The organism is Acinetobacter pengchengensis (genome assembly GCF_982235305.1).
The window spans coordinates 1,894,060-1,907,558 of the sequence record NZ_CEVATJ010000001.1 but is presented as its reverse complement, the minus strand read 5'-3'; the positions used below and the strand labels follow the sequence as shown (position 1 = coordinate 1,907,558).

General features: G+C 39.5%; 12 protein-coding genes and 1 pseudogene. 5 read left to right on the top strand and 8 right to left on the bottom strand.

Features of this window, described 5'->3' with window-relative positions:
* Position 1: 1 nt before the first annotated feature.
* Entirely contained in the window at positions 2-901 is a 900-nt protein-coding gene (locus AC0T5Z_RS09335) for a LysR family transcriptional regulator (protein ID WP_019837852.1), read from the top strand.
* 104 nt (positions 902-1,005) lie between these two features.
* On the opposite strand, the gene AC0T5Z_RS09330 is transcribed toward AC0T5Z_RS09335, so the two are convergent.
* Positions 1,006-1,503: a ricin-type beta-trefoil lectin domain protein gene (locus AC0T5Z_RS09330; protein WP_435337704.1), complete on the bottom strand. Its 498-nt coding sequence runs from the start codon at positions 1,501-1,503 to the stop codon at positions 1,006-1,008.
* A 449-nt stretch (positions 1,504-1,952) separates the two neighbouring features.
* Between AC0T5Z_RS09330 and AC0T5Z_RS09325 the strand changes: the two genes are divergently transcribed.
* From AC0T5Z_RS09325 to AC0T5Z_RS09315, 3 genes are all read left to right on the top strand, one after another.
* Complete coding sequence (locus AC0T5Z_RS09325; protein ID WP_473786276.1) at positions 1,953-3,536, top strand: sensor domain-containing diguanylate cyclase; 1,584 nt, start codon at positions 1,953-1,955, stop codon at positions 3,534-3,536.
* Positions 3,537-3,827: 291 nt separating this feature from the next.
* Complete coding sequence (locus AC0T5Z_RS09320) at positions 3,828-4,205, top strand: diacylglycerol kinase (RefSeq protein ID WP_435337124.1); 378 nt, start codon at positions 3,828-3,830, stop codon at positions 4,203-4,205.
* A gap of 56 nt (positions 4,206-4,261) precedes the next feature.
* Positions 4,262-4,963 carry a phosphatase PAP2 family protein gene (locus AC0T5Z_RS09315; RefSeq protein ID WP_435337123.1) on the top strand — a complete coding sequence of 234 codons (702 nt, stop codon included), beginning with the start codon at positions 4,262-4,264 and terminating at the stop codon, positions 4,961-4,963.
* Here the strand turns inward: AC0T5Z_RS09315 and AC0T5Z_RS09310 are convergent.
* The 7 genes and pseudogenes from AC0T5Z_RS09310 to AC0T5Z_RS09280 form a co-directional block, all read right to left on the bottom strand.
* Positions 4,944-6,257 carry an ATP-binding protein gene (locus AC0T5Z_RS09310; protein WP_435337122.1) on the bottom strand — a complete coding sequence of 438 codons (1,314 nt, stop codon included), beginning with the start codon at positions 6,255-6,257 and terminating at the stop codon, positions 4,944-4,946. The genes AC0T5Z_RS09315 and AC0T5Z_RS09310 overlap by 20 nt on opposite strands.
* Positions 6,257-6,934 carry a response regulator transcription factor gene (locus AC0T5Z_RS09305; protein ID WP_435337121.1) on the bottom strand — a complete coding sequence of 226 codons (678 nt, stop codon included), beginning with the start codon at positions 6,932-6,934 and terminating at the stop codon, positions 6,257-6,259. Before AC0T5Z_RS09305 ends, AC0T5Z_RS09310 begins: the two co-directional genes overlap by 1 nt.
* A complete protein-coding gene (locus tag AC0T5Z_RS09300) occupies positions 6,906-8,648 on the bottom strand; it encodes a phosphoethanolamine transferase (RefSeq protein ID WP_435337120.1) in 1,743 nt (580 codons plus the stop codon). The genes AC0T5Z_RS09305 and AC0T5Z_RS09300 overlap by 29 nt, the downstream gene beginning before the upstream one ends.
* 233 nt (positions 8,649-8,881) lie before the next feature.
* The gene (locus AC0T5Z_RS09295) at positions 8,882-9,583 is read right to left on the bottom strand and encodes a VIT1/CCC1 transporter family protein (protein WP_435337119.1); all 702 of its coding nucleotides are present in this window, start codon (positions 9,581-9,583) and stop codon (positions 8,882-8,884) included.
* A gap of 104 nt (positions 9,584-9,687) precedes the next feature.
* Positions 9,688-9,926: pseudogene (locus AC0T5Z_RS09290) on the bottom strand (transposase); the annotation flags it as partial.
* Between the two features lie 81 nt (positions 9,927-10,007).
* Positions 10,008-10,400: a Cu(I)-responsive transcriptional regulator gene (cueR, locus tag AC0T5Z_RS09285; protein ID WP_435337118.1), complete on the bottom strand. Its 393-nt coding sequence runs from the start codon at positions 10,398-10,400 to the stop codon at positions 10,008-10,010.
* Between the two features lie 57 nt (positions 10,401-10,457).
* Positions 10,458-12,929: a heavy metal translocating P-type ATPase gene (locus AC0T5Z_RS09280; protein WP_435337117.1), complete on the bottom strand. Its 2,472-nt coding sequence runs from the start codon at positions 12,927-12,929 to the stop codon at positions 10,458-10,460.
* A gap of 152 nt (positions 12,930-13,081) precedes the next feature.
* Here AC0T5Z_RS09280 and AC0T5Z_RS09275 point away from each other — a divergent pair, with 152 nt between their 5' ends.
* A complete protein-coding gene (locus AC0T5Z_RS09275; protein WP_435337116.1) occupies positions 13,082-13,276 on the top strand; it encodes a heavy-metal-associated domain-containing protein in 195 nt (64 codons plus the stop codon).
* Positions 13,277-13,499: the final 223 nt, after the last annotated feature.

Here is a 13,499-nt window from a genome sequence, read left to right as displayed (position 1 = left end):
TATGTTTAAGTTAGATAGCAGACTGCTACAGATTTTTTATTATGTGTATAAATTAAAAAATGTGTCTGCTGCCGCAGATGCGTTGGGCATGAGTCAGCCTGCGGTTAGTAACTGTTTAAATAAAATTCGTCAGCATTTTAATGACCCATTATTTTTAAGGGTGGGCAATGAAATGTTGCCAACAGAGTTGGCGAAACAGATTTTTTCACCGATTAGTGAAATTCTTAATAAAATTGAAACGGTTAATAACTTTAAAGTCGATTTTGATCCGACCCATTCCGATCAATTATTTACCTTGGCAATGACCGATGTTTCGCATTTGGTTCTATTGCCAAAGCTGACAAAGTTTTTAAAAAAACATGCGCCTTCGGTACGGATTAAAATTCGTCCTATTACCCGTGAAACCAGTTATCAAATGGCAAATGGTGAAATTGATTTTGCGATTGGATTTTTACCTGAATTAGAACAGGGTTTTTATCAGCAGCAATTATTTTTACAATATTATGTGGTGATTAGTCGTAAAGATCATCCACGCATCTGTGAAAAAAGTTTAGATGTTGAAGCTTATATTCGTGAATCGCATGTCGATGTGGATACCAGTATAGGTCACTACCATATTGAAAATGAATTAAGCAATCGCGGTTTAAGACGTAATATTTTAATGAGTATTCCAAGTTATTTGGGCGTTGGTTTAATTGTGCAAGAAACCGATATGATTGCGACAGTACCTTATTATTTAAGTGAGGTATTGTTGGCACGTGGGAATTTACAAGTAGTAAGTGCGCCGTTGAACTTCCCAACTTATCCTGTACGACAGTATTGGCATACGTCTTGTCATCACCAAACCTGTCATCAGTGGTTAAGAAAAGTGATTTTTGATTTGTTTAGCCAGCATCCTTAATTAATGGTGTTAGATTTTTTATAAGTTGTTTTTAAATCATCAATCGCTAATTCCGCCATCTTTAAAAGAGCAGGCTAGGCTGAGGGAAGGAGTGATTCATTTATTTATAATGCAATAAAACTAAACTTCTGCCCACGATTTTGATTGCAGCTATACATTTTCATTTTCCCATTATAAATATCTAAACATTTGCCTGTATCTGCACTACGAATACGCTGACCATCGAGATACCATTTTTGGTTACTTTGTCCATTACAGCTATAAGCAATGACTTCCGCACCATCATGTTTCTGTTTTCCTGCTACATCTAGACATTTGCCTTGCACGGTAATACTTTGATCAGGATGGAAAATGAAATACTGATTGGTTCCATCATGACAATGTGAAGTCTGAATGGAACGTTGATTACTGCGACTAAAATCTACGCAGCGGCCATCATAGGTTTTAATTTTGAGTTTTTGTTGCCATGTTTGTGTAGGATAAGGCTTAGATGTTGGCACATAAATAGTTTGTTGAGCAGGGTGTTCTAGAGGTGTACTGGGTGGAATTTGAGGTTGAATGACGATATTGGAAATCTGCCCCGATGCTGTTCCGTCAACCACAATACATGCTGTTAAAAGTCAGCAATTGCTTAAAGTGAAAAGTGTCTTAAACATAAGAGAAAACAATTTATTTATTAAGTGGATAGAGTGAATTTAAAGCATAGAGCAAATATTTAATTTTTGTAATTTTGTGTATAATTGATCCTAGAAGTTTATCTAATAGTCACGGTTTTCCAAAAAAATTAAGTACAAAAAACGTCAAGTTGTCATTCTTTGTTGTTAGACGGTGCATTCTTGGGAGATGTGTGGTAGAAGTTCTATTTTCAGGATATATTTCTGAATTGAGGTGGTGGTCAGCAACAAGGGAATTATCCAATTTGTGGAATTGAACATCAAAAATAGACAACTAAAATTCAACTGTATTGCTTTCAAATATGTGATTGAGTTGTAAAATTATGTGTTAAAATCGACATTTGTCGCAGTTTATGAATTTTTTGGGGTAGGAACTGTTGAAACAATTTTTACTACGACTCGGATTGGATCTGCGTAAACTTATTTTAATTTCCACAATTTTAAGTGTATCAGGCTTATTTGTCGTAAGTATTTTTATTTTAAATTATGTAATTAAACAACAATTAATTCAAAATTCACTTGTGATCAATGAAAAATATGCAGAAAAAATTGCCACCAGTGCCAATCAACATTTTTCAGATATGCTGCAAGAGTTGGATTATAGTGCACGTTTATTAGAAAAAAATTTTTATAATACACAAGTTAGAAAAGAAGAAGTAAAACGCTTAAAAAATCAATCGAATAATTTTAATAGCGTTTTATTGGTAGAGCAGAATAAACATATTTTAGCTTATGCACCTAATACATTAAAACTTAATTTTAATCAGGCTTATAGTACCATTGGTATTGATGGATCTATTAAAAAAAAGAAAACTTATATTTCATCTCCCTATTGGTCTATAAGTAATAATTTAATCGTCATGATGTCACAACCTATTTATGATAAAACACATCAATATTTAGGCTTAATCAGTGGTACGATTTATTTACAGGAGCAGAACTTGATTAATACCATGCTCAATACTCAGTATGATTATAAAAAAAGTTATATGTATGTGATTGATCAACATAATCGTATTATTTTTCATCCAGATAAAAAGCGCATTGGTGAAAAAATTATCAATAATACGGGTTTAGACTATATTAATAATCATAGAAAGGGATCAATCCGTTTAAAGAATAGTTTAGGTATAGATAATTTGGCGGGTTTTGCACATATTCCTAGTGTAAAATGGATTGTAGTTTCTCAGCAGCCGACTGATGATTTACTTGCACAAGCCAATACGCTGATTTTAAAAGTATCGATTGGGATCTTCTTTTTTTACTTATTTATTTTCTTAGTGGTTTGGTATATCTCAAGCTTTATTTCTTCACCTTTGAACCGCTTGGCACGTATGGCAAGTATGCTCAATCAGGCTGAAATTCAAGATAAAATTAAAGAAGTCGACCCGTGGTATTTCGAGGTATTAAAGTTTAGAACCTCATTATTACTCAGTTCGGAAACCTTTAGTCATCGGATTGCGGAGTTAAAACATCGTGTCAATACGGACCCATTGACAGGTTTATATAACCGTCGTGGGATGCAATTATTTTTAAATGAGTTGGTCAAAACCCGAACTGAGTTTGCAGCATTGGCTATTGATATTGATTTCTTTAAGAAAGTTAATGATCACTATGGGCATGATCAAGGTGATATGGTACTGCAAACGCTCGCCCAAATAATGCAAACTAATTTTAGGGATCATGATATTTGTTGCCGTTCTGGGGGCGAAGAGTTTTTAGTGCTGATGACGACTGCCGACCCAAGTGTGGCATATAAAGCTGCGGAGCGTTTAAGAACGACCATGCAACAAACCAATATTAATGGTATGGGGCAAATCACCATCTCTGTTGGTATCGCATTTTGGCCTCAAGATGCAGCAGATGTGAACGAAGTGCTAAAAATAGCAGATAATAAACTTTATGAAGCAAAACACAGTGGGCGTAATTGCACGCGTTCTACGGCAGAGCAGCAAACTTAAATTTGCACTTTGCCTAGGCTTTGTTGCATAAATATCTAAGGGTATGATTTTGTTTAATTTATTTTTGGATTGAAATTTAAAAAATCCTAAAAAATCAGTATTTTGAAGAATTTTTATGCAACAAAGTTCAATTTAATTTACAGTCTCTTTACTGGTGGTTTCTTATTATTCAAAAGCGCACTTATAATGTTACATGTTACACAGATTTAATTTATAGTCTCGAACGTTGGTAGTTAAGCCAATTTTAAGCTAAACCACTTAACATCTGGTTTATTTCAAATCAGATTCATTATGCTTCCACGCTCTCCTTATAAAGGCACTTCTGGTGTACAGCGAATTCTGAATGCTACAAGCTATTCTTTGGCAGGTTTTAAAGCCGCCTTTAAAAATGAAGCTGCATTTCGGCAAATCATCCTGATTAATACACTGCTGATTCCACTCAGTTTTTTCATGCCTGTCAGTCGTGTTGAACAGGTACTCATGATTGTGGTGTGTTTACTTGCCATCATTGTCGAACTAATTAATTCTGCTATTGAAGCTGTGGTCGATCGTGTTTCGATGGCGCAACACCCCTTGTCCAAAAATGCCAAAGATATGGGAAGTGCAGCACAATTTGTTGCCTTGGCAATTATCGCATTAACTTGGGCGGCATGCCTGATTCCTGCTTGATCTTTCTAAAGCAAGTATAAAACAGACGATAAAATAACCTGAGTTGAGTATTCCTCATGCGGCATCAGCATTCAAAATTTTTACTTTTTCAAGCAATTTTACTTATTCTGAGTTTGCTGATCTTGCTCAATTTTTTTAGTGTTGCAGGCAGGCTAGATTTACAGCTCATTCAACCCTTCGTAGATGCGCATGCAGAATTTCCACTTCGACAAGACTGGGCTTTGGCTGAATTAAATCACCGTTATGTCAAATATATCCTCATTGCGGTATATCTGAGTTATTTGCTGGCTTGGTTGTTGTCTTTTAGATTGCAAAAATTACGCACCCGTCGTTGGGAGTTTGGCTATTTCTTTTGGATGGTGGTGATAACGACTAGTGTGATTGCCGTACTTAAATCACAGTCGGTACATGCTTGCCCGTGGGATATGAGTATAGCCACAGCGCGTGGAGTTTGGTGGGATTTAAGTGCAACGGCAGGGCATTGTTTTCCTGGTGGGCATGCTTCTAGTGGCTTTGCTTTATTGGTCGGATATTTTATTTATCGAGTTACTCAACCTAAACGTGCTTATTTTTTCTTGATTGCGGCATGTATTTTGGGCATGGGGATGGGTTGGGCGCAAATGATGCGCGGTGCACATTTTTTTAGTCATAACCTTTGGACAGGCTGGGTGACTTGGTGTTTAAACGTGGTTGCTTATGCGTTCTTGGCGCATAAATTGCCACACTCAAAACCTGATTTTAACGCATCGGAAATTTAACCTGCACACATAAACCACCTAAACTGGTACTTTTTGAAAAATCTAGACTTGCACCTAAGCGTTGCGTGGCTTTATCTACAATAGATAAACCTAAGCCGCTGCCAATTTCTGCATGGTTATGAATACGGTAAAAACGCTGTCGAATTTGGTTGAATAGAGCGGGGTCAATGCCTGTACCGCTGTCTTCAATTTGCAAAATTGCATGCGGCGCTTGCTGAAAAATAGTCACATTAATCACGCCTTGTTGAGGGGTATATTTAATCGCATTATCAATTAAATTATAAATAATGGAATGTAAAGTAGAACTTTGTCCGTGGATATTCAACTCTTGGCGTTGTTCGACACCTAAATCAATATCTTTTTGCAATGCCAATTGAATGAGCTGTTCCACACAGGCAATGGTCATTTGATTTAAGGATAGGGTTTGATCGCTTTCAATTAGACTATCTAAGGCATCTTGTTTGGCTAAGCTTAATAACTGATTGACCAAATGTTGCAATCGTAAAACTCCTTGGCTTAAATTATTTAGGGCATCACTATGTGGAAATTCCTGCAATAAAATTTGTACCTGTAAATTAAGTGCGGTGAGTGGGGTACGTAATTCATGTGCAGCATCGGCAACGAACTGACGCTGATCCTGCTGTGCGGCAGAAATTCGCGTAAATAATTGATTCATTTCCTGAATAGTGGGTGCAAGCTCAACAGGATAATCCAGCATGCGAATTGGGTTGAGATCCTGTGCTTTACGACGTGCCAATTCACTTTTAAAGTCATTGAGCGGTTGAAAATTATGGTGAATTAGCCAACCTAAAGCCAATAATGCAAAGGGTAAAAATAGTGCATAGGGAATAAACATATTTGCCGCTAATTCTAAAGCTAAATATTGGCGCACAGAGTTTTGCTGGCTAATTTGAATTTGCAGATTTTCCTGCGGCAAAATATAGGTATGCCACAATCCAGATTCAGTTTGATGACTATAAAAACCCGGTTTTTCTACAGGTTGTAGTAGCAACACACCTTGAGGGTGTAATTGTGGTGTTGCATCAGCATACGACCAAATATCGACAAATAAGTCTTCTTCGCTATATTTCTGATTTAAATTGATTTGGCTTCGCGTAGGTTCAGGGTGGTTCTCTGCAATGCGTTCTGCCAAACTTTGCATTTGTGCATCTAAAATTTCATTGATTTCTTCTAGGGCAATTCGATACGCTGCAAATACCAAAACGCAGCCCAACATGACACTAAAAATAGAAACATAAATAATCAGACGTTTTTGCAAAGAGTAGGATTGCATTAAATTTGCCCTAAACGGTAGCCCAAACCACGAATGGTACGAATAAAGTCTTTGCCAAGTTTGGTGCGCAAATGGTGAATATAGACTTCGATTGTGTTGCTGCTGACTTCACTGTCAAAATCGTATAATTTATCTTCTAAATTACTTTTAGAGAAAATTTTATTAGGGTGGCTGAGCAAAGCCATTAAAATTGCCCATTCACGATTCGACAATTCAATATATTCACCTTTGAATTTTGCCAAATGTTGTTCGGTATCTAAGACTAAATCGCCATAACTTAAAATATGCGCAGTATTATTCACTGGATTTTGTGTACCGCTGCGTCTGAGTAGGGCATAAATTCGCGCCAGTAATTCATCAAACTCATAGGGCTTAATTAAATAATCATCTGCGCCCTGATTTAAACCATCAACTCGTTGTTGCAATTGATCACGCGCAGAAATAATCAGTACGGGCAATTGTGGATGTAACTGGCGAATATTTTTTAATACTTGCATGCCGTCCATCATGGGTAAGCCTAAGTCCAGCAACACCAGTTGGATATCGTGCAGCTGTAATTGCTTTAAGCCATCAATCCCGTTATTTACCCAAGTAACATCAAATTGCTGTAACTTGAGTAAGGTTTGGGTCGATTCGGCAATCATAAAATCATCTTCGATGATTAATATTTTGGGCATGTGATGACTCGTGCTGCGGTTGGACGGTAAATGGGGTAGAACATTGATTCAGCATATCATTTTTCGGGTCAATCACTTTGCTTTTTACGTTCAGCAAGCTCAATAAACTTGGGAAAAGATTATCCTGACTCAATGTTGCTTGGCGTTGTGCTTTTAAGCAATTCACTTGCGCAGAATTTTGTTGTTGCCAAGTTTCTGAAAACCACATCAGCATAGGTACATGGGTTTGTTGAGTAGGCGCCATGGAATATGGTGCACCGTGCAAATATAAACCATGTTCACCTGTCGACTCACCATGGTCAGACAAATACCAAAAACCGGTTTGATAGTGTTTTTGTTGCGCTAAAGTTTGAATCAACTGACTTAAAACATGGTCGGTGTAGACAATCGAGTTGTCATAGGTGTTGCGTAAGGCATCGGCACTGCAGCCCTGAATCGCATTACTATTACACGTCGGTTGGAAGGGTTGATAAGCTGCGGTTGAGCGTTTGAAATAAGCTGGTCCATGACTGCCCATTTGGTGCAATACAATTAAATGTGAGCGCGTGTCTTTCGGGTCAAGTTGAGCAAGATAAGCCTGTAAACTGTCGACTAAAATTTCATCTAAACATTCACCGCTGGCATCACACCATTTTTGTTTTAGCGCTGCAGGAATTTGATATTGCTGCACCCGATCACAGGCACCTTTACAGCCTGAATTGTTATCAATCCAAGTGACTTGATAACCTGCACGCTGTGCAATATCCAGTAAACCTTCACGGTGACTTGCCAGTTGTTCATCATAATTTTGGCGTGGCATCCCCGAGAACATACACGGCACAGAAACAGCTGTGGCAGTACCACAAGAGCTGACTTGACTGAAATTAATCACAGGCAGTTTAGACAGTTCTGGACTAGTATTTTTTGCGTAGCCATTCAGCGAGAAGCTTTCGGCACGTGCAGTTTCACCGACCACCAACAGCATAATTTTGGGTGGTGCGCCTGCTTGTGCAGGTTGAATTAAAAGTGCATCTTCACCATAGCGCAGCAGCGGCAAATTCTGTTTGGGTGCTTTCTTTTTATAATACGATAGACTAGAGGCAATCGCATTTTGTGGAGAAAGCATGCCTTTTAAATCACGATGCTCGCGGAAGATTGCAGCATAATCCACATAAAAACAGAACAATAAACCCAAAATCAGCACAATCGAAACTACACTGCCTAAAGTCTTTTGCAGTAATTGACGGGCAAAATGAGTCGGCTGAATTTTAACAGACCACACCAAGACCAATGGCAATAGTACAAACAGCACACTCCAAACCACTAAGCGTACAGACAAAAGATCACGTACTTCACGTACATCGGTTTGCAGCATATTTTGAATTTGGTCTGCGGTAATCACTACGCCCAAGCTATTAACAAAATAAGCGCTGAATCCACCGACTACAATCAAAATACTGGCTAATATTTTGGCATTCCAACGCCAGTTCAGCCATTGCAGCAACAGATGATACGCCGATACGATGACGATCACAGTTGCAATCAATAAGCCTATGGCTTTAATGCCCTGATAAGGTGTGAATTGTTGAATTTTCTCATAAAATCCATAGTTCAATACCAAGCCTAACCATAGGGCAAGCATTAGATTGAAATAGAATAAAGAAATCGGTTTTTGCCAAACGCGCAGTCGGGCCAAGAAAGACGGAGTAAGTGGTGATTGGGACTGCTTAGACATCGTCAATGATTCAAAAGACTTTAAGATGTTTTAGCCTAATACTTGAAACTTAAAACTCACTTAAAATTGTGGCTGAATCTGTTGTAGTGTTTATTTGTGGAAGATAGAAATTTTAGAGATATCAACTTTGCATGGACAACCTGCCCCTTCATGCTATTTCTGAAGCTTGCCCTATCTCTGAATATATCTTTATTCAAAGACAGGACAGAAATTTATACTGAATTTTCTAGGTTTTAAGCCACAGCGACATGGAACATGGAACCAATCCACGCACTGAATACCATGGCAACAATACCCCAAATCATGACGCGCAATGCGCCTTTGCACATACTTGCACCACCCACATAGCTGGCAAGCGCACCCATAATGCCTAGACTGATTACACCGACCAGCATCACGCCTTTATCTAACAGATGTTCAGGTAACAGTAAAATAGACACCAACGGGAATAATGAACCTATGGTAAATGCCAATGCCGAAGAAAATGCTGCGGTAAATGGTCGCGCTGCGGTGTGTTCTAAAATACCAATTTCATCACGGGCATGGGCATCTAAAGCATTATGTGCAGTCAGTTGTATGGCCACTTGTTCTGCCAATTTGGCATCTAAACCGCGAATCATATAAATATTGGTGAGCTCTTTTAGCTCATGCTCTGGGTTGAGTTTTAATTCACGAGCTTCCATTGCAAGGTCATTTTTTTCAATGTCTTGTTGAGATTTCACCGAAATATATTCACCCGCTGCCATAGAAGCAGCGCCCGAAATTAAACCCGCAATACAGGTAATCAACAGGGTTTGAGAAGATGCACCACTAGCTGCCATCCCAACGACCAAACTGGTCACAGAAATGATTCCATCGTTCGCCCCTAAAACTGCAGCACGTAACCATCCAGATCGTGCAATATAATGTTTTTCGAGGTGGTAAGAATGAGGCATAAATCAAATTCTCTTGTTATTCAATTTTCATTTATTGATGTGTGATATAGCATAAATCATTCTAAAAAAATTATCGGTTAAATAGGTGCTTTATTTCAGAAAAAGATGTTTTGTACAAAGCCAATGACCATAGGTAAAGAAAGATTGAATAAGGATTTCATCATTAAGCAGTATTGGATGGCTGCTTTGGAGTAGGTTCGGTATATCCCTTGTTTCCCTTTTATGGAGCATAGCATTGCGCAGCAGGATCAAACCAAATGGCAATATTTTCGCGATGAATGAGTGCTCGGTAATATGAAGACCAATGGGTTGTCGGATAAATCTTGGGTTTAGGCTTATTCATTTGGAAATTATATTGTGGAATAAGCCTTAGAGATAGTTTTGTGCAACAAAGCCATTTAAAATTCAATGTTGAGTTGAATTCTCACTTGCCCAATTCAATATTCTTCAAAATCACACAATCGGCTTGCTCATCACCAGAGCAATGGTCTGCAGAACTTTGTAGCCAATTCGCCATTTCCTGTAATTGTGCAATCTTTTGTTTTAAGGTTTCAATATGTTTAAGCGTGAGTTGCTTCACTTCTGCACTTTGTCGGTCAGCATTTTTCCATAAACCTAGCAATTCTTTCATTTGCTCAGAAGAAAAACCCAAATCCCGCGCATGTTTAATAAAAGACAACGTTTTTAAGTCTTGCTCAGAATAAATTCGATAACCCGAAGCAGAGCGTTTGGCCGTATCTAACAAACCAATTTGCTCATAATAACGAATCATTTTGCTGGAAATACCCGATAGCTTAGAGGCTTGACCAATATTCATGTGACTTCTCTTATAAAAGGGCATAGAACAATCTTCTAAACCCTTTGTATGTTACATTTAAACCTGTGCTGCTTGGAAATATTTTAAGCGGAGCGCATTACCCAACACAAACACTGAAGATAACGCCATCGCACCCGCAGCAAAAATAGGCGAGAGCAAAATACCTGCAAACGGATACAGCACGCCCGCAGCAATTGGAATCAAGGCAATATTATAAATAAATGCCCAAAATAGATTTTGACGAATATTGCGGATGGTGGCTTTACTCAACGCAATTGCATTCGGCACACCTTGTAAATTGCCCGACATCAACACCACTTCGGCTGCTTCAATCGCAACATCTGTGCCTGTACCAATCGCAATTCCGACATCGGCTTGTGCCAAAGCAGGGGCATCATTAATGCCATCGCCCACAAAAGCCACACGTCCAAATTGCTGTTGTAATTCACGTACAACATCAACCTTACCTTCAGGTAAAACTTCGGCTACCACATGATCAATCTGTAAACGGGCAGCAATTGCCTGAGCCGTATGTCTGTTGTCACCTGTAATCATCGCCACTTTTAAACCCAGTTGATGCAACGCTGCAATTGCAGCAAAAGTCGTATTTTTAATGGGGTCAGCAACGGCCACAATGGCTGCCAGTTGCTGATCAATCGCCATATAAATTGGCGTTTTACCTTCGTGCCCCAAACGTGCAGCTTCTGCATCAAAAGCACTAACATCTAACCCAATTTGCTGCATATAACGGTCTGCACCAATCTGAATACGCTGAGCATCCACTCGTGCTTTAATACCAGAACCTATGATGCTGTCAAACTCGGTCACAGGCAGTAAACTGACTTGCTTTTCTGTTGCAGCTTGCACAATCGCCAATGCAATGGGATGCTCAGACTTTGCTTCAACTGATGCCAAAAGTGCAAAAACTCGATCTGCATCAAAACCCGATTGCACATGAAAATCGGTCAATGTCGGTTTGCCTTCGGTGAGCGTTCCTGTTTTATCCACCGCAATCACTTTAACCTCTTGCAACAGCTGCAAAGCTTCACCTTTACGAAACAGCACCCCCATTTCTGCGCCACGACCTGTTCCCACCATAATTGAAGTAGGTGTGGCTAAACCCATTGCACATGGGCAGGCAATAATCAGCACAGCAACCGCATTGACTAAACCAAAAGTTAGGGCTGGTTCTGGGCCAAAAATAAACCACACAATAAAAGTAAGTGCAGCCAATAGCATCACGGCAGGCACAAACCACATAGTCACTTTATCTACCAATGCTTGAATGGGCAATTTAGACCCTTGCGCCTGCTCGACCATGCGAATAATTTGCGCCAATACTGAAGCTTCACCAATCGCTGTGGCACGAATATTCAGTGTGCCATTTTGGTTGATGGTGCCGCCCACAACTTGATGGCCGACTTGTTTGGCTACAGGCACAGGTTCACCCGTAATCATCGATTCATCTATATAGCTATGACCCTCGACAACTTCACCATCTACAGGAATGCGCTCACCTGGGCGGATTTCAACAATGGTATTGGAACTCACTTCTGCCACAGGTACTTCAATAATTTGACCATCCCGATGAATACGCGCAGTTTTAGCTTGCATGCCAATTAAATGCTGAATGGCTTGAGATGTGCGCCCTTTGGCTTTGGCTTCAAAATAGCGACCCAGCAAAATTAAACTGACAATCACTGCCGCAGCTTCATAATAAACATGCACTGTGCCTTCGGGTAAAAGCTGTGGCATAAATGTCGCCACCAATGAAAAACTGTAAGCAGCCAAAGTTCCCACAGCCACCAAAGAGTTCATATCAGGCGCAAAACGTAACAGCGCAGGAATCCCTTTTTGATAAAAACGGCGTCCAGGTAAAAGCAGTACCAATGTGGTTAAAGCAAATTGAATTAACCAGCTTTGTTGTTGTCCAATATTGTGCATCACCCACATGTGAAAGGCAGGAATCATGTGTGATCCCATTTCCAGAATAAATACAGGCAAGGCTAAAATGACTGAAATCACTAAATCACGTTTCAGTTGTTGCTGTTCTAGATTTTTTTTATCGTGTTGTTCATTAGCGTCGTGTTGCAGCAGTTTGGCGTCATAACCTGCTTTTTGGATCGCTTGAATTAAATCTTGGCTAGAAATTGCGGCATTCGGCTGAATCCACGCGCGTTCAGTCGCCAAATTGACATTGGCTTGTTCTACACCAGGCACTTTTTTTAAAGCTTTTTCGACACGTGCCACACACGAGGCACAGGTCATGCCATCAATAGACAGTTCTATCGGTTGAATGGCTGGCACATCAAAACCTGCACGTTGCACCGCCTTAATGAGTAGTGCGCGGTCTAAAGGTTGCGATGCGTGAATTAGTGCTTTTTCAGTTGCAAGATTCACTTCAGCTTTTTCTACACCATCGACTTTTTTTAAAGCTTTTTCCACACGCCCAACACATGAGGCACAGGTCATGCCTTCTATAGACAAGGTTTCCTGATAGGGAGAGGCATTTGGGTGTTTTGCGTCCATAGTTGTCTCTATAATTTGGGGGATGATGTGCTTAGCATATAGATTGACATGATGGTAAGGTCAAGTAAATTCTTGCTTAGAATAAGCTTGACCTTACCAGCATGGTAAGCTTTAAACTACAGTTCAACAAATGCAGAAATGTGGAGTTCTTAATGAAACTATTGATTGAAAATATGACTTGTGGCGGTTGTGCACGTGGCGTCACTGCAACGATTCAAGATGTTGATCCTACTGCAAAAGTTGAAGTCGATTTAGCGACTAAAATTGTGACTGTGGAAAGCACTGCAACAGTAGATCAAATTACCGCTGCATTGGCTGAAGATGGTTTTCCTGCACAAGTTCAATAAAATTGCATCATCTATGAGCCCCAAGGTGTGAGCTTATAGCTAAGGTCAATTGGTAAACTGACGATTGACCTATTTTTTTGTCTAGTGACTTTAATGTGATTCAATCAATACGTTTTATCAAGAAGATGCTCAACCATGCCAATCAGAAGCTGAGATTTTCTAACTTCAAGCTGAGTTTCATTCATTCAGGGCTGAAATTTGCTGAATGGGTAATGGGCTATCA